The organism is Leucobacter sp. GX0328 (genome assembly GCF_053567315.1).
In genome coordinates this window covers 184065-208573 of the sequence record NZ_JBSGPC010000002.1, presented here as the reverse complement: position 1 = coordinate 208573, position 24509 = coordinate 184065, and the positions used below count along the sequence as shown (strand labels likewise).

Annotated in this window: 21 protein-coding genes, 1 tRNA gene and 2 riboswitches; of the genes, 6 read left to right on the top strand and 16 right to left on the bottom strand. The window is 69.2% G+C overall.

The features are described from left to right. Positions 1-66: 66 nt before the first annotated feature. The 11 genes from ACUYTF_RS09165 to ACUYTF_RS09115 form a co-directional block, all read right to left on the bottom strand. Positions 67-825, bottom strand: a complete 759-nt coding sequence (locus tag ACUYTF_RS09165) for an LmeA family phospholipid-binding protein (protein WP_449279646.1) — start codon at positions 823-825, stop codon at positions 67-69. 7 nt (positions 826-832) lie between these two features. Beyond that, positions 833-2503: an arginine--tRNA ligase gene (gene argS / locus ACUYTF_RS09160; RefSeq protein WP_434142492.1), complete on the bottom strand. Its 1671-nt coding sequence runs from the start codon at positions 2501-2503 to the stop codon at positions 833-835. Positions 2504-2554: 51 nt separating this feature from the next. Continuing rightward, positions 2555-2740, bottom strand: coding sequence for a hypothetical protein (locus ACUYTF_RS09155; protein WP_449279645.1), 186 nt, complete (start codon positions 2738-2740; stop codon positions 2555-2557). 142 nt (positions 2741-2882) lie between these two features. After that, positions 2883-2955, bottom strand: a tRNA-Arg gene (locus ACUYTF_RS09150). Between the two features lie 56 nt (positions 2956-3011). Beyond that, positions 3012-3665, bottom strand: coding sequence for a dihydrofolate reductase family protein (locus ACUYTF_RS09145; RefSeq protein WP_449279644.1), 654 nt, complete (start codon positions 3663-3665; stop codon positions 3012-3014). A gap of 108 nt (positions 3666-3773) precedes the next feature. Then, entirely contained in the window at positions 3774-5186 is a 1413-nt protein-coding gene (locus ACUYTF_RS09140) for an L-serine ammonia-lyase (RefSeq protein ID WP_449279643.1), read from the bottom strand. Positions 5187-5217: 31 nt separating this feature from the next. Next, positions 5218-6540, bottom strand: coding sequence for a serine hydroxymethyltransferase (gene glyA / locus ACUYTF_RS09135; protein ID WP_449279642.1), 1323 nt, complete (start codon positions 6538-6540; stop codon positions 5218-5220). Beyond that, the gene (gene gcvH / locus ACUYTF_RS09130; protein ID WP_449279641.1) at positions 6537-6914 is read right to left on the bottom strand and encodes a glycine cleavage system protein GcvH; all 378 of its coding nucleotides are present in this window, start codon (positions 6912-6914) and stop codon (positions 6537-6539) included. The genes glyA and gcvH overlap by 4 nt, the downstream gene beginning before the upstream one ends. Positions 6915-6997: 83 nt before the next feature. Further along, positions 6998-8110, bottom strand: coding sequence for a glycine cleavage system aminomethyltransferase GcvT (gene gcvT / locus ACUYTF_RS09125; RefSeq protein WP_449279640.1), 1113 nt, complete (start codon positions 8108-8110; stop codon positions 6998-7000). 140 nt (positions 8111-8250) lie between these two features. After that, positions 8251-11109, bottom strand: coding sequence for an aminomethyl-transferring glycine dehydrogenase (gcvP, locus tag ACUYTF_RS09120; RefSeq protein ID WP_434142485.1), 2859 nt, complete (start codon positions 11107-11109; stop codon positions 8251-8253). Between the two features lie 48 nt (positions 11110-11157). Next, a riboswitch (glycine riboswitch) is annotated at positions 11158-11263 on the bottom strand. A 1-nt stretch (position 11264) separates the two neighbouring features. Then, positions 11265-11358, bottom strand: a riboswitch (glycine riboswitch). A gap of 194 nt (positions 11359-11552) precedes the next feature. Continuing rightward, positions 11553-13109 (bottom strand): amino acid permease, encoded by a 1557-nt coding sequence (locus tag ACUYTF_RS09115; protein WP_434142484.1) that lies wholly within the window; start codon positions 13107-13109, stop codon positions 11553-11555. A gap of 373 nt (positions 13110-13482) precedes the next feature. On the opposite strand from ACUYTF_RS09115, the gene ACUYTF_RS09110 reads away from it, so the two are divergent. The 5 genes from ACUYTF_RS09110 (at position 13483) to ACUYTF_RS09090 (ending at position 18689) form a co-directional block, all read left to right on the top strand. Next, positions 13483-14853 (top strand): glutamine synthetase family protein, encoded by a 1371-nt coding sequence (locus ACUYTF_RS09110; RefSeq protein WP_434142483.1) that lies wholly within the window; start codon positions 13483-13485, stop codon positions 14851-14853. Continuing rightward, complete coding sequence (locus tag ACUYTF_RS09105) at positions 14840-15661, top strand: gamma-glutamyl-gamma-aminobutyrate hydrolase family protein (protein WP_434142481.1); 822 nt, start codon at positions 14840-14842, stop codon at positions 15659-15661. The genes ACUYTF_RS09110 and ACUYTF_RS09105 overlap by 14 nt, the downstream gene beginning before the upstream one ends. After that, the gene (locus ACUYTF_RS09100) at positions 15658-17013 is read left to right on the top strand and encodes an aldehyde dehydrogenase family protein (RefSeq protein ID WP_434142480.1); all 1356 of its coding nucleotides are present in this window, start codon (positions 15658-15660) and stop codon (positions 17011-17013) included. The genes ACUYTF_RS09105 and ACUYTF_RS09100 overlap by 4 nt, the downstream gene beginning before the upstream one ends. A gap of 47 nt (positions 17014-17060) precedes the next feature. Continuing rightward, positions 17061-17852 carry a 3-oxoacyl-ACP reductase gene (locus ACUYTF_RS09095; RefSeq protein WP_434142479.1) on the top strand — a complete coding sequence of 264 codons (792 nt, stop codon included), beginning with the start codon at positions 17061-17063 and terminating at the stop codon, positions 17850-17852. Positions 17853-17951: 99 nt separating this feature from the next. Then, positions 17952-18689 carry an FCD domain-containing protein gene (locus ACUYTF_RS09090; protein ID WP_434142478.1) on the top strand — a complete coding sequence of 246 codons (738 nt, stop codon included), beginning with the start codon at positions 17952-17954 and terminating at the stop codon, positions 18687-18689. 160 nt (positions 18690-18849) lie between these two features. Here ACUYTF_RS09090 and ACUYTF_RS09085 read toward each other — a convergent pair whose 3' ends face one another. From ACUYTF_RS09085 to trmB, 3 genes are read right to left on the bottom strand one after another with little or no spacing between them, the layout of a single operon-like run. Further along, positions 18850-20262, bottom strand: coding sequence for an MFS transporter (locus tag ACUYTF_RS09085; protein WP_434142477.1), 1413 nt, complete (start codon positions 20260-20262; stop codon positions 18850-18852). Beyond that, positions 20259-21125, bottom strand: a complete 867-nt coding sequence (locus ACUYTF_RS09080; protein WP_434142476.1) for a flavin reductase — start codon at positions 21123-21125, stop codon at positions 20259-20261. The genes ACUYTF_RS09085 and ACUYTF_RS09080 overlap by 4 nt, the downstream gene beginning before the upstream one ends. A gap of 47 nt (positions 21126-21172) precedes the next feature. Beyond that, a complete protein-coding gene (gene trmB / locus ACUYTF_RS09075; RefSeq protein WP_449279639.1) occupies positions 21173-21919 on the bottom strand; it encodes a tRNA (guanosine(46)-N7)-methyltransferase TrmB in 747 nt (248 codons plus the stop codon). A gap of 118 nt (positions 21920-22037) precedes the next feature. Between trmB and aroQ the strand changes: the two genes are divergently transcribed. Further along, positions 22038-22478: a type II 3-dehydroquinate dehydratase gene (aroQ, locus tag ACUYTF_RS09070; protein ID WP_434142473.1), complete on the top strand. Its 441-nt coding sequence runs from the start codon at positions 22038-22040 to the stop codon at positions 22476-22478. A gap of 11 nt (positions 22479-22489) precedes the next feature. Here the strand turns inward: aroQ and ACUYTF_RS09065 are convergent, their stop codons facing one another. Both ACUYTF_RS09065 and ACUYTF_RS09060 read right to left on the bottom strand, forming a co-directional pair. After that, on the bottom strand, positions 22490-23353 hold the full coding sequence (locus ACUYTF_RS09065; RefSeq protein ID WP_434142472.1) for a CPBP family glutamic-type intramembrane protease: 864 nt from the start codon (positions 23351-23353) through the stop codon (positions 22490-22492). Between the two features lie 154 nt (positions 23354-23507). After that, a complete protein-coding gene (locus ACUYTF_RS09060) occupies positions 23508-24485 on the bottom strand; it encodes a ribose-phosphate diphosphokinase (RefSeq protein ID WP_434142471.1) in 978 nt (325 codons plus the stop codon). Between the last annotated feature and the right edge of the window lie 24 nt (positions 24486-24509).

The following is a 24509-nucleotide window of genomic DNA, read 5'->3' as shown; positions in this document are numbered from 1 at the left end:
CTGAAGCCGCGCGAACGGGGGCCGGCGCCCCAGGTCGAACCCGACCAGTCTATACGGATCGAGGGCTCATTCCGCTGCGCAGACGCCCATCTCCTGTTCGCCCGGGTCCGAGAGGATGCGCGGCGAGAGATCGGCCGAGACGATCGCCGATCCGGTGCTCGACAGCGTGATATCGGTGAGGGTGAGGCCCCTCGGCAGCTGATCCTTCACGCACACCGTGCGGGGCTGCAGCAGCGGTTCGAGGGCCGAGCCCGTGATCTGCACGAGCTGCTCAGCGCTCAGGTCGAGCCCGGCGGCGCTCAACCCCTCAGGCTGCACCTCGACATCGCCGCCGTCGACGATGGCGAGCCGCAGGGTCGCGCTGAGCGGCACCTGCTGCCCGAAGATCTCCATGGTGCGCCCGACCGTGATGGCGCCGTCTCGCACCGAGCCGGAGTCGGCGACGCCGTTGGTGAGCGTCGCGATCATCGGTCCGAGGCGTTCCTGCGAGACGGTCAGCTGCACCGAACCATCGCGTATCTCGCCCGAGAGCGGGTTGAACGGCACGGAGCCGGCTTCGAGCCGCGCGTCGGCCACGAGGCCCTCGATGAGCGGGGCGTCGGGCACCGACACCGTCAGATCGCCGACGCTGCCGCCGAGGGCGTGGAGCAGCGCGGAGCCGCCGAGCGAGACGTCGACGGGGTGGTCCGGGGTGAGCTGCAGCTGCGTGCGCACGGCGGTCGCGATCGTGCTGGGCACGATCAATCGCAGCGCGACCTCGCCGAGGCCGGCGAGCACCGCGACGGCGATGACGACCGCGAGCAGCCGTTTCCCCCACTTCGGCATCGTCGGGCTACAGCCGTTCGGGCGCCGAGACGCCGAGCAGGTCGAGGCCGTTGCGCAGTACCTGGCCCGCCGCATCGTTCAACCAGAGGCGGGTGCGGTGCAGGTCGGTCACCGGCTCCTCCCCGAGAGGGATCACGCGGCAGTTGTCGTACCAGCGGTGGTACGCGGCCGCGAGTTCTTCGAGGAAGCGCGCGATGCGGTGGGGCTCGCGCAGTTCGGCGGCGCCCGCGACGATACCGGGGTACTGCTGCAGTTTGCCGAGCAGTTCGGTCTCGGTCTCGTGCGTCAGGAGTTCGGGGGCGAACGCGCTGCGGTCGATGCCCGCGGCGGCAGCGTTGCGGTCGACCGCGCAGGTGCGCGCGTGCGCGTACTGCACGTAGAAGACCGGGTTGTCGTTGGTGCGGCTGCGCACCTGCTCGCCGTCGAGCGAGAGCGGCGAGTCGGCCGGGAAGCGTGCCAGCGAGTAGCGCAGAGCATCGCTGCCGAGCCATTCGAGCAGGTCGTCGAGCTCGATGATGTTGCCGGCGCGCTTCGAGAGCTTGGCGCCGTTGAGGTTGACGAGCTGGCCGATGAGCACCGTGATGTCGGTCTCGATGTCATCGCCCGCCGCGCCCGCGATCGCGGTCAGGCGGCCGATGTAGCCGTGGTGGTCGGCGCCGAGCAGGTAGATCTTCTCGCCGAAGCCGCGATCCATCTTCGACAGGTAGTAGGCGGCGTCGGCGGCGAAGTAGGTGTACACGCCGTTGCCGCGGGTGAAGACGCGATCCTTGTCATCGCCGAAATCGGTGGTGCGCACCCAGATCGCGCCGTCGTCCTCGAAGACGTGGCCCTGCTCGCGCAGGCGATCGACGGCCGCCTCGATGGCGCTGGGCTCCCCGTTCTCACCGGCGGCGTGCAGCGTGCGCTCCGAAAAGTAGACGTCGAACCGCACGTTGAAGCGTTCGAGGGAGTCCTTGATCTCGGCGAGCTGCTGCTGGTAGGCGGCCTCCTGCACCACGGCGAGCGCGGCGTCGCGGTCGCGCGCGGCCAGCTCGACGAGCCCCGGGTGCTGAGCGAGCACCGTGCGGCCGAGCTCCTGGATGTACTCCCCCGGGTAGGCGTCCTCGGGGGCGTCTTCGCCGAGCGCCGCGGCGAGCACCGATCGGCCGAACTTGTTCATCTGCGAGCCCGCATCGTTGATGTAGTACTCGTTGGTGACGGTCGCCCCGGCTGCGCGGAGCACCCGTGAGATGGAATCGCCGAGCGCCGCCCAGCGGGTGTGACCCATGTGCAGAGGTCCCGTCGGGTTCGCGCTCACGAACTCCATGTTGATGTTCTGGCCGGCGAGCACGTCGCTGCGGCCGTACGCCTCGCCCTGCTCGACGACGCGGCGGGCGGTCTCGCCGGCGCTCGCAGCGTCGAGCGTGATGTTGATGAAGCCGGGGCCGGCGATCTCGGCACGGGCGATGCCGTCGATCCCGGCGACACGGTCGACGATCTCCTGCGCGAGCTCGCGCGGATTCGTTCCGATGCGCTTCGCGAACTTCATCGCGGCGTTCGAGGCCCAATCACCGTGCTCGCGGTTCTTCGGACGCTCCACCTGCGTATCCTGCTCGGTGACGACGATCTCGGCGCCGCGTGCGGCGATGATGTCGGTGAGGATGCGGGCGAGGGCGGCAGCGAGTTCTTGAGGCGTCACGAAGGTCAATCCTACCCGCCCGCAGAGGCGCCCCGGTGCTCGCGCTGCCGATCAGCCGTAGGGGTTCGCGGTCTTCTTGCCCGATTCGATGTCGCGGATCAGCGCCGGGTCGGTCTGGCCCTTGCGCGGGTCGACATCGTCATCGCTGTGATCCGTCGCGCCGTCCATGACGGGTTCGTCGATCGTCTCTTCGTCGCTTCGGTCGGTCTCGGGTTCGCGGTTCTGCTGCTCGGTCATGGCGCCACGGTACCGACGGCGCGATCGCCCCGGCAAGAGCCTTGCGCGCGACACCGGTCCGCTGCTATAGGAGCGCCCCGTAGGGCCGCATGGAAAAGCCCCTCCCGCCGCATATCCATGCGGCCGGAGGGGCGTGTTGCGGTGCCCCCGGAGGGATTCGAACCCCCGACCCTCAGTACCGGAAACTGATGCTCTATCCCCTGAGCTACGGAGGCGGGCTATTGCAACCCGACCAGCCTAGCGCACTTGCGGGGCGCCTCCCGCCACCCGGTCAGCGGCGCGCGAATACGAGGTGCGTCACGCCGCTCGGAGTGCTCGTCGACTCGACGTCGTAGCCCTGCTCCCAGCCTTCGAGGCCGGCCCAGAGCGAAACGCCCCGGCCCAGCAGAATCGGCACCTGCACGACATGCAGCAGGTCGATGAGCCCGGCGGCCATGAAGGCCCGGACGGTGGTCGGCCCGCCGCCGATGCGCACATCGAGCCCGCCGGCGGCCTCGAACGCCTGTGCGAGCACGGCATCGGGCACGGCATCGGTGAAGCGGAACGTCGTCTCGCCGACTTCGATCGGCGGGCGCGTCGCGCGGGTCATCACGAACACGGGCGAGTGGAACGGCGGCTCGTCGCCCCACCAGCCCCGCCAGTCGGGGTCGGCCTGCCAGCCGGGCGGGCCGAACTTGTTCGCCCCCATGATCTCGGCGCCGATGCCCTCGAACGAACGACGCGCGAAGACGTCATCGGGCTCGGCCGACGTATCGACGGGCCGCCGCTCCCGGTCGCCCGAGAGACTCTGGAACGTGGCGGTCGGAAAGAACCACTCCATGAGGCGCACGCCCGCGTGGCCGAACGGCGTCCGGAGGGACTGCCCCTCCCCCGTCGCGAAGCCGTCGAGCGAGACGGCGATGTTGTGTGCCCGTACCAGCGGCATGGCGCGCTCCCCTCAGCGTCTGCTGCCGACGATACACCTTCGTCGCGGTGCTGCCCAGAGCTTCGACGAACGGGTCCGGTGCGGGCCCTTGCAGGGGCCCGCGTACGCTCAGCACTCCACGACGTTGACGGCGAGGCCGCCCATCGAGGTCTCCTTGTACTTGTCGCTCATGTCGCGGCCCGTCTCGCGCATCGTGATGATGACCTCGTCGAGGCTCACGTGATGTCGGCCGTCGCCCATGAGCGCCATCTTCGCCGCGTTCACGGCCTTCGAGGCGCCGATCGCATTGCGTTCGATGCACGGGATCTGCACCAGGCCGCCGATGGGATCGCAGGTGAGTCCGAGGTTGTGCTCCATCGCGATCTCGGCCGCGTTCTCCACCTGCTCCGGAGTGCCGCCGAGCACCTGAGCGAGGCCGGCCGCGGCCATCGACGACGCCGAACCGACCTCGCCCTGGCAGCCGACTTCGGCGCCCGAGATCGAAGCCTGCTCCTTGTAGAGCACGCCGACGGCGGCGGCGGCGAGCAGGAAGTCGACGATGCGCCGTGCGCGCTCCTCGTCGCTCCAATCGCCTGCGCCGGGCGCGTAATGGGTGGCGTAGAAGAGCACGGCCGGGATGATCCCTGCAGCACCGTTCGTGGGCGCGGTCACCACGCGACCGCCCGAGGCGTTCTCCTCATTGACTGCGAGGGCGACGAGGTTCGTCCATTCCTGCCAGTACTGCGCGTCGCGGTTCGGGTCCTGCTCCGAGAGCCGGCGATGCCATTCGGGGGCCCGCCTGCGCACATTGAGCCCGCCCGGCAGCAGCCCGGTGCGCTCGAGCGCCGAGTTCTTGCAGGCCTCCATGACGTTCCAGATGTGGGCGAGACCCGCGCGCACTTCGGACTCGTCTCGGCGCGCCCGCTCGTTCTCGAGCATGATCTCGGCGATCGTGAGGCCGGTGCTCCGGGTATGCGCGAGCAGTTCGGCCGCCGTGGTGAACGGGTAGGGCAGTTCGGAGACGATGGTCTCGAGACGATCCTGCACGTCCTCTTCCGCGCCCTCGCGGATGATGAAGCCGCCGCCCACGGAGAAATAGGTCTGCTCGTCGAGGAGTTCGCCGCCCTCGCCGACCGCGCCCAGGCGCATGCCGTTGGCGTGGCGGGGCAGCACGGTGAGCGGGTGCAGCACCATGTCGGGCACGCCGAATTCGACGAGCACGGGCTCCCGGCCCAGCTGCTCGCCGAGGCGCACGATGCCGCTCTCCTCGATGCGCGCGATCGCGCTGTCGACTTCATCGGGGAGCACGGTCTCGGGGTCGTAGCCCTCGAGACCGAGGAGCACGGCGGTGAAGGTGCCGTGGCCCTTGCCGGTGGCTGCGAGCGAACCGTAGAGGTCCACTCGCAGCCCCCGGACGGCATCCAGCTGCCCCGCGCGCTCGAGATGCGCGGCGAAGAGGTGCGCGGCGCGCATCGGGCCGACGGTGTGAGAACTCGACGGGCCGATGCCGACCTTGAACAGGTCGAAGACGCTGATTGCCATGGGTGTGCCCTTCAGGGATTCCGGTCGTCGCTCAGGAGAGCTGAGCGAGATTCGGGTAGAGGGGGTGCGCCTCGGCGAGGGCCGTGACGCGGTCGCGCAGTGCTGCGAGGGTCGCCTCGTCGGCGCCGCCCTCGGCGGTGCCCGCGATGAGCGCCAGCGCGATCACGTCGGCGACCTCGGCGAACGCCTCGTCGCCGAAGCCGCGGGTCGCGAGCGCCGGCGTGCCGATGCGCAGACCCGAGGTGACCATCGGCGGGCGCGGGTCGAACGGCACCGCGTTGCGGTTCACCGTGATCTCGACCGCGGCCAGCAGATCTTCGGCGACCTGGCCGTCGAGCACCGATTCGCGCAGGTCGACGAGCACGAGGTGCACGTCGGTGCCGCCGGTGAGCACGCTGATGCCGCGCTCGGCGACATCGGCGCGCGTGAGGCGCTCGGCGAGGATCGACGCGCCGCGCAGGGTGCGCTGCTGGCGCTCCTTGAACTCCTCGCTCGCGGCGACCTTGAACGCGACCGCCTTGCCGGCGATGACGTGCTCGAGCGGGCCGCCCTGCTGGCCGGGGAAGACGGCCGAGTTGATCTTCTTCGCGATGTCGGCGTCGTTCGACAGGATGATGCCGCCGCGCGGGCCGGCGAGGGTTTTGTGCGTCGTCGACGTGGTCACGTGCGCGTGCGGCACCGGGTTGGGGTGGAGACCCGCGGCCACGAGACCGGCGAAGTGCGCCATGTCGACCATGAGGTAGGCGCCCACCTCGTCGGCGATCGCGCGGAAGCGCTCGAAGTCGAGCTGCCGCGGGTACGCCGACCAGCCGGCCACGATGAGCTTCGGCTCGTGCTCGCGGGCGAGGCGCTCGACCTCGTCCATGTCGATCGTCAGGGTCTCCTCGTCGACGCTGTACGCGGCGACGTTGTAGAGACGGCCCGAGAAGTTGATCTTCATGCCGTGGGTGAGGTGGCCGCCGTGCGCGAGGTTCAGGCCGAGGATGGTGTCGCCGGGGCGGATCAGCGCGTGCATGACCGCCGCATTCGCCTGCGCGCCCGAGTGGGGCTGCACGTTGGCGAAACCGGCGCCGAAGAGCTCCTTGATGCGGTCGATCGCGAGCTGCTCGATGACGTCGACCTCCTCGCAGCCGCCGTAGTAGCGGCGGCCCGGGTAGCCCTCGGCGTACTTGTTGGTGAGCACCGACCCCTGAGCCTGCATCACGCCGACGGCGGTGTGGTTCTCGGAGGCGATCATCTCGAGCCCGCGGCGCTGGCGCGCGAGCTCGGCGTCGATGCGCTGGGCGACCTCGGGGTCGAGGGTGGCGATCGGCTCGTTCAGCGACGGAGCGACGATCTGCTCGAAACGGGTCACAGCTCTGCCCCGTTGTCGGCGGCGTACTGCTCGGCCGAGAGCAGCGGGCCTTCTTCGGAGACGGCGACCTTGATCAGCCAGCCGGCGCCGTAGGTGTCGGAGTTGACGAGGGTGGGGTCGTCGACGACGGCCTCGTTGACCTCGACGACCTCGCCCGTGACGGGGCTGTAGAGGTCGGAGACCGACTTGGTCGACTCGATCTCGCCCATGGTCTCGCCGGCGGTGACGCTCGCGCCGACCTCGGGGAGCTCGACGTAGACGATCTCGCCGAGCGCGTCGGCGGCGACCTCGCTGACGCCGATGACGGCGGGGGTCTCGTCGTTGATCCACTCGTGCTCGGCCGAGTAACGCAGACCGGACTGTACCTTGCTCATGATGTGCTTCCTTTTCGGGGAGTGTGGGTGTTGATGTTCGTGATGAATGCGGTGTTCGTGAAGAACCGGGTGTTCGGAATAACCTACTGCGCCCGCTTGTAGAACGGGAGGGCGACGACCTCGAAGGGCTCGGCCTTGCCGCGCAGATCGACCGCGAGCTGCGTGCCGACCTCGGCGAACTCGGGCTTCACGTAGGCGAGCGCCACCGGGTAGCCGAGGGTCGGGCTGGGCTGGCCGCTCGTGACGGTGCCGACCGTCTCGCCGTCCGCGACGACGGCGTAGCCGCCGCGGCCCGCACGGCGCCCCGCGCCCTTGAGGCCGACGAGCACGCGCTCGGGCCGGGTCTCGCGCAGCGCCTCGAGTGCGTCGCGGCCGATGAAGCGCTCTTCCTTCTTGAACGAGACGACCGGGCCGAGGCCCGCTTCGAAGGGGTTCACGTCGAGGCTCAGCTCGTTGCCGTAGAGCGGCATGCCGGCTTCGAGGCGCAGCGAGTCGCGCGAGGCGAGACCTGCAGGGATCAGCCCGGAGGGCTCCCCCGCCGCGAGCAGCGCGCTCCACAGCTCGGCGGCCTGCCCGTTCGGCACGTACAGCTCGAAGCCGTCCTCGCCGGTGTAGCCGGTGCGTGCGAGCAGCACCGTGATGCCGGCCGCAGTGACCTCGGCGGCCGAGTAGTACTTCATATCCTCGACGATCGCGTGCTGCTCGGCGGGCACGATGCGGTGCAGGATCTCGACGGACCGGGGGCCCTGCACGGCGACGAGGCCGGTCTCGCCCGACTCGTCGGTGACCGTGACGTCGAAGCCGGCGGCGCGCTCGGCGAAGAGCCCTGCGACGACGGGGGCGTTGCCGGCGTTCGGCACGACGAGGTACTCGTTCTCGCCGAGGCGGTAGCTGATGAGGTCGTCGACGATGCCGCCCGCCTCGTTCAGGATGAGCGAGTACTTGGCGCGGCCGACGGCGATGACGCCGAGGTTGCCCGCGAGGGCGGTGTTGAGGAAGGCGGCGGCGTCGGGGCCCTGCACGCGGATCTCGCCCATGTGCGACAGATCGAACAGGCCGGCGGCCTCGCGTACGGCGCGGTGCTCGGCGAGTTCCGAACCGTACTTCAGCGGCATGTCCCAGCCGCCGAAGTCGGTGAACGAGGCGCCGAGCTTCTCGTGCTCGGCGTGCAGGGCGGTGTGCTTCGTGTCAGTCATCATTGTCCTTCAGGTGCTGGGTGGGCCCGTGCGCCGGGCCGGTGGGAGGTGCCGGGAGTCTCTGCGCCCGCTGGGCGCCCGCCCCTGGTCCGGCGGACCGGGGGCGGGCCTGGGGCCGCCGAACGGATCGGCGGCGGAACTCAGTCGGCGGGCGTCTCGAACGCCTCGGGCGCCGGGCACGAGCAGACGAGGTTGCGGTCGCCGAAGGCGCCGTCGATGCGGTCCACGGGCGGGAAGTACTTGTCGCTGCGCAGGCGCGCGACCGGGAAGACGGCCTGCTCGCGCGAGTAGGAGCGATCCCACTCGCCCGCGATGACGGTCTCCGCCGAGTGCGGTGCGAGGCGCAGCGGCGACTCGGCGAGTTCGCGCGCTCCCGTGATGACCTCTTCGATTTCGGCGCGGATGGTGATCATCGCCTCGATGAAGCGCTCGATCTCGCCGAGGTCCTCCGACTCCGTCGGCTCGACCATCAGCGTTCCCGCGACCGGGAAAGCGAGGGTCGGCGCGTGGAAGCCGTAGTCGATGAGGCGCTTCGCGACGTCTTCGGCGGTGACGCCCGACCGGGCGGTGAGCTCGCGCAGGTCGAGGATGCACTCGTGGGCGACGAGGCCCTCGTTGCCGCGGAAGAGCACCGGGAAGTACTCGTCGAGGCGCGCGGCGATGTAGTTCGCGCCGAGCAGCGCGGTCTTCGTCGCCCGGGTGAGGCCATCGGCGCCCATCATCGCGATGTAGGCGTACGAAATTGGGAGCACGCCGGCCGAGCCGAAGAGCGTCGCCACGACGGGGATGCCCTGGCTGACCGAGTAGGTGCCGGTCGGGTCGTTCGGCAGGTACGGGAGCAGGTGCTCCGCGACGCCGATCGGGCCGATGCCGGGGCCGCCGCCGCCGTGCGGGATGGCGAAGGTCTTGTGCAGGTTCAGGTGCGAGACGTCGCCGCCGAACTTGCCCGGCTGGGCGAGGCCGACGAGGGCGTTCATGTTCGCGCCGTCGATGTAGACCTGGCCGCCGGCCTCGTGGACGAGGTCGCAGACCTCGCGCACATCGGCGTCGTAGAGGCCGTAGGTCGACGGGTAGGTGATCATGATGGCGGCGAGCACCTCGCGGTTCGCCTCGACCTTCGCGCGCAGGTCGTCCATGTCGATGGTGCCGGCCTCGGTGTTCTTGACCACGACGACCTTCATGCCCGCGAGCACGGCCGATGCGGCGTTGGTGCCGTGCGCCGATGCCGGGATGAGGCAGACGTCGCGCTGCTCCTGACCGTTCGCGCGGTGGTAGAGGCTGATCGCGTTGAGGCCCGCGTACTCGCCCTGGGCGCCCGAGTTCGGCTGCATCGAGACGCCCGCATAGCCGGTGATCTCGACGAGACGGCCCTCGAGGTCGGCGATGAGCTCGCGCCAGCCGCGGCTCTGCTCCTCGGGCACGTAGGGGTGGATGCCTGCGAACTCGGGCCATGAGATGGACTCCATCTCGGCGGTCGAGTTGAGCTTCATGGTGCACGAGCCGAGCGGGATCATGGTGCGGTCGAGCGCGAGGTCGCGATCGGCGAGGCGGCGCAGGTAGCGCAGCATCTGGGTCTCGGATCGCATCGAGTTGAAGATCGGGTGCGTGAGGTAGTCGCTCGTGCGCACCGATGCGGCGTCGAATCCGTAGTCGCCTGCGGCGACGGCCTCGGCGGGCTCGGCGCCGAATGCGGCGGCGACCGCGGCGACGTGCGCTGCCGTCGTGGTCTCGTCGGTCGAGACGCCGACGGTGTTCTCGTCGATGCGGCGCAGGTTGATGCCCGTGTCCGAGGCGGCGGCGATGATCTCGTCGGCGCGGCCCGGAACAGTGGCGACCACGGTGTCGAAGAACGCGGTGGAGGCGAGCTCGATGCCGACGGCGCGGAGCGAGGCGGCGATGGTGCGGGCGTGCGCGTGGGTGCGTTCGGCGATGGCCTTGAGACCCGCGGGGCCGTGGTACACGGCGTACATCGATGCGGTGATGGCGAGCAGCGCCTGCGCGGTGCAGATGTTGCTGGTGGCCTTCTCGCGGCGGATGTGCTGCTCGCGGGTCTGCAGCGCGAGGCGGTACGCCTGGCGGCCGTTCGCATCCTTCGAGACGCCGACCAGGCGGCCCGGGAGCGAGCGCTCGAGGCCCGCGCGGATCGACAGGAACGCGGCGTGCGGCCCGCCGAAGAAGAGGGGCACGCCGAAGCGCTGGGTGTTGCCGACGGCGACGTCGGCGCCCTGCTCGCCGGGCGAGGTGATGAGAGTCAGCGCGAGGAGGTCGGCGATGACGGTGGCCATCGCGCCGCGCTCCTTCGCCTGGGCGATGAGCGCCGACTGGTCGACGATCGAGCCGTCGCTCGCGGGCTGCTGCACGACGATGCCGAAGATGTCGCCCTCGGGCAGGCCCTGCGAGAGGTCGGCGACCTCGACCTCGAAGTCGAGCGCCGAGGCGCGGCCCTGGATCACGGCGAGGGTCTGGGGGAAGACGTTCGCGTCGACGACGGCCTTCGCGGTCGGCTTCGCCTTGCTCGCGCGGCGCATGAGCAGCACGGCCTCGGCGGCGGCCGAGGATTCGTCGAGCATGGAGGCGTTGGCGACCTCGAGGCCGGTGAGGTCCGAGACCATGGTCTGGAAGTTGAGGAGCGCCTCGAGGCGGCCCTGCGAGATCTCGGGCTGGTACGGCGTGTAGGCGGTGTACCAGGCGGGGCTCTCGAGCACGTTGCGGCGGATCACCGGCGGCGTGTGCGTGTCGTAGAAGCCCTGACCGATCATCTGGGTCTTGAGGGTGTTCTTGCCCGCGAACTCGCGGAGGTCGGCGAGGATCTCCTCTTCGCTGCGCGCGGCGGGGAGGTCGAGGGGCTCGCCCTTGCGAATCACGGACGGGACCGCGGTGTCGACGAGCGCGTCGATGCTGTCGTAGCCGGTGCGCGCGAGCATGGCTGCGATGTCGGCCGGTGTGGTCACGCCGATGTGGCGATCCGAGAAGTTGCGTACTTCAGGGCTGATGCTCAAGAGGATCTCCGTCGTATGGCCCGCTGAGGGCGCGAATGAGTATGGGATCCTCCCCGCTCTGTTATGGGACCTGAGAGATTCGGGAGCGGAGGCGTGCGCCGTGCTCCGTTGCACCTTCGGTAAACGACAGGGATCGTCGTTTTTTCCAGAGTTGCCATGCTGCAGCGGTACGGGGGCCTGAGAGATTCCCGGGGAGGGATATTGCTCCTACGGCGCCGGGTCTCACCCGGACTCTCCCGCTGCGGCTTGATAGCCGATATTCAGAAGTCTGCTCATAGTAACACCATCCCGGCGTTCCCTCGCAACCGCTTTCTCGGCCGCGCGCGGCATGCGAAAGCGGGCTGCGCCGCTCCCCCGGCGATGCCGGAAGGAGCGGGCGCAGCCCGCCTATTTATTGGCCTCGGGTCACCAAGTCGAACGATCGGTGATCCCTGCCGAGAACGCTACTTCGCTTCGGGTTCGTCGACGCCGTCCAGCGCGAGGAGCTCCTCCTCGACGGCGCCGCCGTAGCCCTCCTTCTGCGGGTCGCCGTGCAGGCCGCCCGAGACCGCGTACTCCTCCTCGGGCGAGAGGATGAGGCGGTGGCGCGTGTAGACGCCGAAGATGACGAGGCCGATCACGTAGACGATCACGATCGCGACGATCGCAGGGCGGAACGACTCATTCAGCAGGAAGCCGAGGAAGATGAGCGCGGAAATGAACGCCGCGGCGTACGCGCCGAACTTGCCCCACGGGCTCTTGTACGGGCGGTTCGCGTTCGGGTACTTCTTGCGCAGGATGATGAAGGAGAGCATCTGCATGAAGTACGCGAGCACCGCGCCCCACACGGCGATGTTCAGCACGACGGCGCCGCCGACGCCGCCTTCGCCACCGGTGATCTCGACCACGATGAGCGCGGTGAGGCCGATGAGCGCACCCGCGATGAGCGCGACCCAGGGGGTCTGGCGCTTGCCGGTGAGCGAGAGGAACCGCGGGTAGTAGCCCGCGCGCGAGAGCGAGTACAGGTTGCGGCCGTACGCGAACATGATGCCCTGCAGCGAGGCGAGCAGGCCGAACAGGGCGAACAGAGCGAGCAGACCTGCGACCCAGGCGAGGTCGTCGCCGAGGATGGCGCGGAAGCCGTCGAGCAGCGGCTCGCCGGCGGCACCGGTCTTCGAAGCCCCGAGCACCGCGGTGTTGAGGAACAGCACGACGAGGCCGGTGGCGATCAGCGTGCCGCGCGCCCAGAGGCCCGCGCGGGGGATGTCGCGCACCGGGTTGTGCGACTCCTCGGCCGCGAGCGGGAGCTCCTCGATACCGAGGAAGAGCCACATCGCGAATGGCAGCGCGAAGAGGATGGGAAGCACGCCGTGGGGCAGGAACGCCGACTGACCGGGGTCGGGGACGATGTCGAAGAGGCTGCTCCAGTTGACCGCGCCGCTCACGAACGCCATGACGCCGAACAGCGCGATGACGCCGATCGAGACGAACGATACGATGACGGCGAACTTCAGGGAGATCGAGGTGCCCGCGGTATTGAGGCCCACGAAGATCGTGTAGAGGATGATCCACCACAGCCAGGTCGGCAGCGTGAAGCCCATGAGGCCCTCGGTGACGCCGTTGGCGTAGTTGGCCGAGAAGAACACGATCACGGCGGTCGTCGCGACGTACTCGATCGACTCGGCGAGGCCCGTGACGAAGCCGCCCCAGGGGCCCATCGCCGCGCGGCCGAAGGAGTAGGCGCCGCCCGTGTGCGGCATCGCCGCGGCCATCTCGCCGATCGCGAAGACCAGACCGTAGTACATCACGACCAGAATGGCGAAGGCGATGAGCATGCCGCCGAAGCCGGCGGCCTCGATGCCGAAGTTCCAGCCCGAGAAGTTGCCCGAGATGACGGCGCCGACGGCGAGCCCCCAGAGGCCCCAGATGCCGGCCGAGCGCTTCAGGCTCCGCTTCTCGAAGTAGCCCGTATCAGCCGTGGTGTAGGTCACACCTGAGACTTTCAGCGTGTCTTTTGTCATTGCTTCCTCTGTATTTCACTTCACTGTGACGGCACCCCGGCCGGTACTGCATTGCACTGGAGCCGAGGGTGTCTGCGGTTGCAACTCGAAACTATAGTGTCTATTGGTCTACTAATCCACCTTTAGCCAATTTTCGCTCGACCCCTGCGGTGCGGACCCGCCTCAGTGCAATGGATTCCCAGCGATCCAATGAGGATTCCGGGAACAGGTCTCCCCTCACCGGAAGTTTTCATGCTTTAATGGTCGACGAGCAGACCATAAACCCGGCACGCTTTCCGGTTCGCCCGGCGAGCAGCTCCCCGAAAGCCCGAGCTCGGCTCCAGATCAGGCGCACAATCGGGCACTCAACGAAGAGACATTTGAAGGAGATTCCATGAATCCCGTGAGCGGAAATCTGAACCCGCAGGAACTGCGCGAGGCCGTCGCGTCGGGCGAGATCGATACGGTGATCGTCGCATTCACCGATATGCAGGGCCGTCTCGTCGGCAAGCGCATCTCCGCGAGGCTCTTCCTCGAGGACACGATGAACGGCCACGCCGAGTGCTGCAACTACCTCCTCGCGGTCGACGTCGATCTCAACACCGTCGACGGCTACGCCCTCACCAGTTGGGAGAGCGGCTACGGCGACATGGCGATGGTCCCCGACCTCGGCACCCTCCGCCGCACCCCGTGGATCCCCGGTACGGCGCTCGTCATGGCCGACCTCGTCAGCGCCAACGGGCACGAGCCGATCCCTGTCGCTCCCCGTTCGGTGCTGCAGCGCCAGATCGACCGCCTCGCCGAGCGCGACCTCCACACCAACGTCGCCACCGAGCTCGAGTTCATCGTCTTCGACGACGACTACCGCACCGCGTGGAAGAAGCGCTACAACGACCTCGCCACCTCGAGCGACTACAACATCGACTACGCCCTGCACGCATCGACCCGCATGGAGCCGCTGCTGCGCGACATCCGCAACTCGATGGACGGCGCGGGCATGTACAACGAGGGCGTCAAGGGCGAGTGCAACCTCGGCCAGCAGGAGATCGCCTTCCGCTACGCCCACGCCCTCGCCACCTGCGACAACCACTCCATCTACAAGAGCGGGTCGAAGGAGATCGCCGACACCCACGGCAAGTCGATCACCTTCATGGCGAAGTTCAACGAGCGCGAGGGATCGAGCTGCCACATCCACGCGAGTCTGCGCGACGGCGCCGGCAACCCGGTGTTCGCCGACGAATCGGCCGAGAACGGCATGTCCGACACCTTCCGCCACTTCATCGCCGGCCAGCTCAAGCTGATGCGCGAGTTCACGCTGCTCTACGCGCCGAACATCAACTCGTACAAGCGCTTCGTCGACGGCAGCTTCGCCCCGACCGCCATCGCATGGGGCTTCGACAACCGCAGCTGCGCGCTGCGCGTCGTCGGCCGAGGAGGCAGCATGCGCGTCGAGAACCGCGTGCCCGGTGCCGACGTCAACCAGTACCTCGCCGTGTCGGGCCTGCTCGCCTCGGGCCTCTACGGCATCGAGCACGAGCTCGAGCTCGAGGATGCGCTGACCGGCAACGCCTACACGAGCGACGTCGACCGAGTACCGACGACGCTTCGCGAGGCAGCCGATCTCTTCGACCGGTCGACGATCGCGCGCGAGATCTTCGGCGACGAGGTCGTCGACCACTACGTCCACGCGGCCCGCGTCGAGGTCCAGGCCTTCGACGCCGCCATCACCGATTGGGAGAGGATCCGCGGCTTTGAGCGTCTCTGAGTCGACCGACGCCGAGTCGATCGGCGCCGGCTCGCCCGCGCCGATCATCGGCATCACCAGCTATCTCGAACAGGCCCAGACCGGGGTGTGGGATGTCAAGGCGTCCTTCCTGCCCCAGGTCTACATGAACGCGGTCACCGACGTCGGCGGCACCGTACTCGTGCTGCCGCCCCAACCGATCACCGCCGATGCCGCGCGCGCCATCGTCGGCACCCTCGACGGGCTCATCCTGTCGGGCGGCGCCGATGTCGACCCCGCGCGCTACGGCGAGACCCCGCACGACCGCACCGGGGCGCCGCGCGTCGACCGCGACGAGTTCGAGGCCGCGCTCATCGAAGCCGCGATCGAGGCCGAGCTGCCCCTGCTCGGCATCTGCCGCGGCGCCCAGATGCTGAACGTCGAGATGGGCGGCACTCTGCTGCAGCACCTTCCTGACGTCGTCGGCGACGACCGCTACCAGATCGGCGCCGGCGTCTTCAACGAGGTCGAGGTCGAGGTCGACGCGGGCACCCGCATCGCCGAGATCTACGGCGACGACCGCACCGCCGGCGCGCACCTCTACCACCATCAGGCCATCGGCGAGGTCGGCGACGGCCTCACCGTGACGAGCCGCACCGAAGACGGCATCATCGAGTCGATCGAGCTCACCTCGATCCCCTTCGGAGTCGCCGTCCAGTGGCACCCCGAAGAGAACGTCGAAGACCGCCGCCTGTTCCAGGGCCTCGTCGATGCCGCGCGCGAATACCGCGCCACCAGCACTTCCCGCACCGCCCGAGCATCGGGCGCAGTCCGCAAGGAGAACGCATGAGCTACACCGTCATCAACCCGGCGAACGAATCCGTCGTCGCCGAGGTCGAGCACCTCGACATCGAGGGCACCGATCGCGCCATCGCCGCGGCCGTCGCCGCGCAGCGGGAATGGGCCAGGGTCGCCCCGGCCGACCGCGCGAAGGCGCTGCGCCGCTTCGCCGCCTCGGTCGACGCCGACATCGAGCACCTCGCCTCGCTCGAGACGACGAACTCGGGCCACCCGATCTCGCAATCGCGCTGGGAGGCCGGCCACGTGCGCGACGTGCTCGAGTACTACTCGGCATCGCCCGAGCGCCTCATCGGCCAGCAGATCCCCGTCGCCGGCGGCATGGACGTCACCTTCCACGAACCGCTGGGCGTCGTCGGCGTCATCACCCCGTGGAACTTCCCGATGACGATCGCGGCCTGGGGCTTCGCCCCCGCCCTCGCGGCCGGCAACGCGGTCGTGCTGAAGCCCGCCGAATGGACCCCGCTCACGAGCCTCCGTCTCGGCGAGCTCGCGCTCGAGGCCGGGCTCCCCGAGGGCCTCTTCCAGGTGCTCGCGGGCCGCGGCTCGGTCGTCGGCGAACGCTTCGTCACCAACCCCTCGGTGCGCAAGCTCGTCTTCACCGGCTCGACCGCGGTCGGCAAGCGCATCATGTCGGGCGCGGCCGAGCAGGTCAAGCGCGTCACCCTCGAACTCGGCGGCAAGAGCGCGAACATCGTGTTCGACGACGCAGACATCGAGAAGGCGGCGGCCACCGCCCCCTACTCGGTCTTCGACAATGCCGGGCAGGATTGCTGCGCACGCAGCCGCCTGCTCGTGCAGCGCAGCGCCTACGACCGCTTCATGGAACACTTCGAACAGGCGGTCAAGGGCGTCAAGGTGGGCGATCCCTCGCTCGAAGACACCGAGGTCGGCCCGCTCGTCACCCTCGCGCACCGCGACAGCGTCGCCTCGTTCATCACCGATGACGTGAAGGTCGCCTTCCGCGGTTCGGCCCCCGAGGGCCCGGGCGCCTGGTTCGCGCCGACCGTCGTCGAGGGTAGCCACGGCGACCGCCTGTCGACCGAGGAGATCTTCGGCCCGGTCGTCTCGGTCATCCCTTTCGATGACGAGGCCGATGCGCTGCGCATCGCCAACGACACCGAGTACGGCCTCAGCGGCTCGATCTGGACGAACGACCTCGCCCGCGGCATCCGCATGGCGCGCGGCGTCGAGGGCGGCAACCTCTCGGTCAACTCGCACTCCTCGGTGCGCTACTCGACCCCCTTCGGCGGCTTCAAGCAGTCGGGGCTCGGCCGCGAGCTCGGCCCCGATGCCGCCGAGCACTTCACCGAGACGAAGAACGTCTTCTTCGCCTCCGAATAACCACTTCCCCTCTTCTCCAGAACCACCTCACACTCAAGGAAACGACTATGAGCGATATCACCCCCATCGACCTCACCCAGCGGCTTGCCGGCAAGGTCGCCGTCATCACCGGCGGCGCGAGCGGCATCGGCCTGGCCACCGCGAAGCGCATGCGCGCCGAGGGCGCCCAGATCGTCATCGGCGACATGAACCCCGAGTCGGGCGAGGCCGCGGCCGCCGAGGTCGACGGCCTCTTCGTGCAGGTCAACGTCACCGACGAGGATCAGGTCAACAATCTCTTCGACACGGCCGCCCGCGAGTACGGTTCGGTCGACATCGCCTTCAACAACGCCGGCATCTCGCCCGACGACGACGACTCGATCGAGACTACCGAGCTGCCCGCGTGGCAGAAGGTGCAGGACGTCAACCTCAAGAGCGTGTACCTGTGCTCGCGCGCCGCGCTGCGCCACATGACGCAGCAGGGGTCGGGCTCGATCATCAACACCGCTTCGTTCGTCGCAGTGATGGGCTCCGCCACCTCGCAGATCTCGTACACCGCGTCGAAGGGCGGCGTGCTGGCCATGACCCGCGAGCTCGGCGTGCAGTTCGCCCGCCAGGGCATCCGCGTGAACGCGCTCTGCCCCGGGCCGGTGAACACCCCGCTGCTGCAGGAGCTGTTCGCGAAGGATCCGGAGCGCGCCGCACGCCGTCTCGTGCACGTGCCGGTCGGCCGTTTCGCGAAGCCCGAGGAGCTCGCGGCCTCGGTCGCGTTCCTCGCGAGCGATGACGCCTCGTTCATCACCGCGTCGACGTTCCTCGTCGACGGCGGCCTGTCGAGCGCGTACACGACGCCGCTCTGAGCCGAGCCGTCCGGTCGCGAACAGGCGCCCGGATAGACTCGTACTCACGGGGTTCGCAGGTCTCCCTGCGAACCCCGTGCTCGTTTCAAGGAGGAACCGATGGAGCGCACGGGCGATGAAGCCGAACTGCTCATCAGGGCGGTGCGGCCCACCAATGCGTACGAGGAGTCGATGCAGCGCCTGCTGCAGTCGATCAGGCTCGGAGTGATCCCACCCGGGCAGCGGCTGCCGGCCGAGCGCGACCTCGCCGGAATGCTCAAGGTCAGCCGCGACACGGTGCGCGAAGCGCTCTCGACGCTGGCCGATGCGGGGTACGTGATCTCGCGCAGGGGCCGGTACGGGGGCACCTTCGTCGTCGACGAGCTGCCGCACGGGCCGCTGACCGGCACCGCAGCGGTCGTCACCGCCGAAGAGGTGGAAGACGTGTCGGTGCTGCGCCGCGTGCTCGAGATCGGGGCGGCCCGCGAGGCGGCCGCCCGCGATCTCACCTCGGTCGAGCGTTCCTCGCTGACGCAGGCGCTCGAGGCCTGCACGTCGTGCCCGCCCGACGACCACCGCCGGCTCGACTCGCGCCTGCACCTGCTCATCGCCGAGCTCTCGGGGTCGCCGAGCCTCGTGCCGCTCGCCGCGAACATCCGCACCCGCGTCAACGCGCTGCTCGAGGCCATCCCGGTGCTCGAACCCAACATCGTGCACTCGACCGAGCAGCACACGGCGATCGTGACGGCGATTCTGGCGGGGCGCCCCGAGGCCGCCGCAGAGGCGATGGCCGAGCACATCGAGGGGTCTGCGGCGCTCTTGCGCGGCTTCCTCTCGGACACCGTCGACGACGACTGACTGATGCGATCCGGCGGGCGTGCGTTCGTTCGGATCCTGGAGCTCGCTCGGACCGATTCTGGCGAAAAACGTCCGAACGAGCTCGCAGCTCCGAGTGGGCTCACGGGGCAGGGCAAGCCCCAAGCCGGCAGACCAACGCCGCGCCGCGCCGCCAGGGATCCTAGCGGTCGTCGAGCGGCCGCCCCTTGTGCTCGACGAGCCCCCACGCCGCCCCGGCCGCGACCACGAAGAACACCGCGAACACGGTGAAGGTGAGGCCCGCACCGCCCGCGACGAGCATCGCGGGCACCGCGAGCGGCGCGATGATCGACGCGATGCGGCCGACGCCGGCCGCCCAGCCCGAACCCGTGCCCCGCAACGACGTCGGGTACAGCTCGGGCGTCACGGCGTAGAGCGCGCCCCAGGCGCCCAGGTTGAAGAACGACAGCGCCATGCCCGAGGCGATGATCGCCGGCGCCGTGTGCACCGTGCCGAACACGATCGCCGAGGCCGCCGAACCGATGAGGAACACGGACAGAGTGAGCCGGCGGCCCCACACCTCGATCAGCCAGGCGGCGACCGCGTAGCCGGGCAGCTGGGCGAGCGTGATGAGCAGGGTGAACCCGAACGAGCGCACCAGGCTGAAGCCGGCGTCGACGAGGATGCTCGGGATCCAGATGAATGCGCCGTAGTAGGCGAAGTTCACGCAGAACCAGGTCAGCCAGATCGACACGGTGCGAGTGCGGAACTCCGGCGCCCAGAGCGCCGCGATGCGGTTGCCCGGCCGGGCCCGCTGCGGCGCGGCAGGCACGGCAGTCTCGGCCGCGGCCGCGGAGGCGCTCGCCGATGCAGCCGAGGCATCGGCCGCCTCCGGGTCGGCCGTGCCGCTCAGGGCCGCGATCCCTGCAGAACGTTCGAAATCGGCGACCACGGCCTCGGCTTCGGCCGTGCGCCCACGGCTCGCGAGCCAGCGCGCCGACTCGGGCAGGCCCCAGCGCACGATGAGCGCGTAGACCGCGGGAATCGCGCCGAGGGCGAAAGCCCAGCGCCAACCCGCGGCGCTGTTCGGCACGACGAAGTAGCCGATGAGCGCCGCGGCGGTCCAGCCGACGGCCCAGAAGGCTTCGAGGATGACGATGAGGCGGCCGCGGATGCGGGCGGGCGCCAGCTCGCTGACGTAGGTCGAGGCGACCGGCAGTTCGGCGCCGAGACCGAGCCCCACGAAGAAGCGCAGCACGAGCAGCATGCCGATGCCGCCGACGAGCGCGCTCGCGCCCGTGGCGATGCCGTAGACGAGCAGCGTCAGCGCGAACACCTGGCGGCGGCCGATGCGGTCGGCGAGCAACCCGCCGAAGCTCGCACCGATCGCCATGCCGACGAAGCCGATCGACGCGATGAGCCCGCTCTCGCCCTTCGTGATGCCCCAGTGCTCGACGAGCGCCGCGATGATGAACGAGATGAGCCCGACATCCATGGCGTCGAGCGCCCAGCCGATGCCCGAGCCGGTGAGCACCTTGCCGTGCTTGCGCGTGAACGGGAGCCCATCGAGCCGCTCCGCGATCGAGTTCTGCCGCTGCGACGTCGTTGAGGTCATGAGTTCATCGTAGAGGTCGGAGCGCCAGGCCGCACAGTCGCCGAGGCTCCCGGCTCGGCGGAGGCCGTCGGCGCGGCGGCCGCCTGCTGCACCTGCGCCCAGCGCACCTCCCGGGGGTCGTCGAGCCTCACCTGCTCGATGACCTCTCCGCCGTCGCAGCGCATCAGGTCCACGACCGCCGACTCGTCGTCCGCAGATACGACGCGCCAGGTGCCGCCGGCGAGATCCCAGCGGTCGACCGCGGCGGGCAGCTGCGCGATGGGGCTCTTGCGCGTCCACCCGACCTCGGCGCCGCGATCGTAGAAGTGCCGATAGGCGTAGATGAGCGGATGCCAGGCCTCGGGGTCGATATGATCCGTGCCGTCGACGGCCACCTCGCTCGCCGCATGCACGCGCACGACCTCGGCCTCGACGATGCCGAAGGCCCCGTCGAGACTCGGCGTGATGCGCCGCACCTCGGCCTCGAGCTGGATCGGCGCCTCCTCCACCCGCGGCGGGGCCACGAGGTCGGACGGCGCCGGGGTCAGCCCCGCCCGCTCGAACTTGCGTGGCTCGAAGACGTAGCCCGCACGCTTCTCGTCGGGCACCGGATCCCTGCCGGTCACGCCCGCGAGCCGTTCGACGTGCTGCCACTGCCCGGCCGACGGGAAGTTCACCGTCAGCTGCGGGTGCCGGCGCGCATTGTCGAGCGACTGCCCGCCCTCCTCGAGCCCGAGCACGATGGTGCGGCCGAGCGCGAAATGGCTCGATGCCGGCGCCAGATTCGGGGTGCCGTCGGGGTTCAGCGTTGCGACGAGGTATGCGGGCGTGCCCAGATAGAGCACGCTCGGGTCGATGACGCGGTGCGTGGCATGGTCGGTCATACCACCCAAAGTACTCCTCCGGCGAGGAGCGCCGCCGGATTATGACATCAGATGCGGCGGTAGGCGAGATCGCGGATCTCGCGGCCCTTCTCCGCGCCCTTGCGCTCGAACGCGGTCAGCACGCGGCCGTCGAAGCGCTCGGCCCACTCCCCCGCGAACTCCCGCTCGAACCCTTCGGCCTCGTCGAGCACCCGGCGCATCTGCTCGGCGTAGTCCTCCCAGTCAGTCGCCAGGCGCAGCACGCCCCCGGGGCGCAGGGCACCGCGTACGATGCGCGTGAAGTCGTCGTTCACGAGGCGGCGCTTGATGTGTCGCGTCTTCTTCCACGGGTCCGGGAAGAACACCCACAGCTCGTCGATCGATCCGGCGGGCAGATACTTCTCGAGCAGCTCGGGGGCGTTCACCTCGGCCAGGCGCAGGTTGTCGATCTCCGCGCTCTCGGCGCGCAGCATGGTACGGGCGAGACCTGCGCGGAACACCTCGACGGCGAGGAAGTTCGTGCCGGGATGCTGCTCGGCGGCGTGGAGAATGGCGTGGCCCTGCCCCGAACCGATCTCGACGACGAGCGGAGCCTCCCGGCCGAAGATCTCGGCCGGGTCGCCGTGCGCGCCGTCGGCGACGCTCGTCGAGGCCGGCCCGTGTTCGATGTCGAGCACGTAGTGGGGGCGCAGGTGCTCCCACGCGTACTCCTGCGAGGCCGTCATGCGACCGCCGCGGCGTACGAACGAGACGGGCTTGTCCCGAAAGGTGGTGGGGTCGAAGCTCTTGCGCGAGGGGGAGGTCTGCTCGGTCACCCGTCTACGGTAACCGATGCGGCGCGAAAACCCCGACTCGCCCCGCGCACCGCCTCCGGGCACGAATGGCCGGCAACGCTACGATGAGTGGACGGCTATCCATCGGAGGAGAACGATCATGACCGGGAAGATCCTACTGGTGAACGGGCCCAACCTGAATCTCTTGGGCACTCGCGAACCCGAGATCTACGGGAACGAGACGCTCGCCGACGTCGAGGCGCTCGTCGAGCGGGTCGCCGGCGATTTCGGGCTCGGCGTGCACGCGGTGCAGTCGAACCACGAGGGCGTGCTCATCGACGCCATCCATGCGGCGCGCGGCACCTGCAATGCCATCATCATCAACCCGGGAGCCCTCACGCATACCTCGATCGCGCTGCGCGACGCGCTCTCCGGGGTCGCACTGCCCGTCGCCGAGGTGCACATCTCGAACGTGCATGCACGCGAGGAGTTCCGACACCACTCGTACATCTCGGGCATCGCCTCCTGCGCGATCGTCGGCTGCGGCCTGCAGGGCTACGAGTTCGCGGTACGCCGTCTCGCCGCGCTCATCGCGGGATAACCGCCCGCCGGCTACGGCGCGGTCGGGAAGATGTCGAAGAGCTCGGGGTGGTGCGCGTGCACCAGCACTGCGAACACGACCGCGTCGAAGAGCAGATGCACTGCCACGACGTACGACAGAGACCGCGTGCGCAGGAAGATGAATCCCTGCACCAGCGCGAACGGGATGGTGAGCAGCGGCCCCCAGGCCCGATAGCCGAGCTCCCAGAGGAACGACACGAAGACTACGGCTTGCAGCGCGTTCGCGGTCCAGGCCGGGAAGTGCCGCAGCAGCACGGCGAACACGGTGCAGATGAAGAAGAGCTCGTCCCAGATGCCGACGGCACCGACCCCGACGAACAGACGCGCGACGAGGTCGGGCGTCTCGACGACCGGCCAGTTCCGATACACGCCCGAGCCGATGAAGTACCACGGCAGGATCAGCCAGCCGAGCACGAGCACGGCCGCGAGCCACCCCCAGTGCAGCCAGCCCCAGCGCGGATTCGGCCGCCCGTCGTGGCCGGTGCGCCACGGAAAACGGATGGCGCGATCCCTGTAGATCGCTCGGGAGACGAGATAGGGCACGAGCACGGCCCCGCCGAGCGCGAGCGTGAAGCGCCCCATCGCCCAGTCGTCGAGCTCCGCCGCGAGCGGGATGCTGCGCACGATGGCCAGCCCGACCGCGATGAGTGACAGGTCCCGCAGCAGCGACGGTTCGGCACGCGCAGGCGCATCGCCCGCCAGGGATCGCCGCCGCTCCGCCCACCAGGCCATGGCGAGGCCGGCGAGGAGCAGCGCGACCCCCGCGAGCGTCCACCCGAACACGAAGAACGCGGGGGCCGAGAGCACGACGAGCCCCGCCGCGAGCAGCGGTCGGGGCTCGATGTGCGAGGTCACACCTCTATGCTGCCATCCAGTACGTCGCTAGCGCTCCGTGCGCACTGGGCTGCCGCCGTGTGCGGCACCGCAGCCTGGCGAAACGCTGACGCTGTTCTCCGGCGACGCTGTGGCGTCGCGCGGCGTAGCAAGAATCGCTGGTCCGCGATTTCGGCTACGCCGCACCCTCGAACATGCTGGTGACCGAACCGTCTTCGAATACCTCGTGGATCGCTTTCGCGAGCAGCGGAGCGATCGACAGCACGGTGAGCTTCTCGAAGCGCTTCTCGGGAGGCAGCGGCAGCGTGTCGGTGACGACGACCTGGTCGATGAACTCCTGCGACAGGTGCTCGATCGCGCTGCCCGAGAAGATCGCGTGAGTGCAGGCGATGGTGACGCCCTTCGCACCGTTGTCCTTGAGCGCCTGCGCGGCCTTCGAGATGGTGCCGCCGGTATCGATCATGTCATCGACCATGATGCACCAGCGATCCTTGACGTCGCCGACGATGCCGTGCACCGAAGCCTGGTTCGCGACCTTCGGGTCGCGGCGCTTGTGGATGATCGCGAGCGGCGCACCGAGCTTGTCGCTCCACACGTCGGCGACGCGCACGCGCCCCATGTCGGGCGAGACGACGGTGATGTCGTCGCGGCCGATGGTCTTCTTGAAGTGCTCGAGCAGCACCGGCATCGCGAACAGATGGTCTACGGGGCCGTCGAAGAAGCCCTGGATCTGCGGGGCGTGCAGGTCGACCGACATGATGCGGTCGGCACCGGCGGCCTTGAAGAGGTCGGCGACGAGCCGCGCCGAGATGGGCTCGCGGCCGCGCCCCTTCTTGTCCTGGCGCGAGTACGGGTAGAACGGAGCGACCACGGTGATGCGCTTCGCCGAAGCGCGCTTGAGCGCGTCGACCATGATGAGCTGCTCCATGAGCCACTCGTTGATCGGGTTCGTGTGCGACTGGATCACGAACGCGTCGGAGCCGCGCACGCTCTCATCGAAGCGGGCGTAGAGCTCGCCGTTCGCGAAGGTGCGCGCATCAGTGGGAACGAGTTCCGCGCCGAGTTCCTCCGCGACCTGCTCTGCGAGCTCCGGGTAGGCCCGGCCCGTAATCAAGACGAGCTTCTTCTGTCCCGCCATCTCGATCTGGCTCATCGACGCTGGTTCCTCAATCTGTCG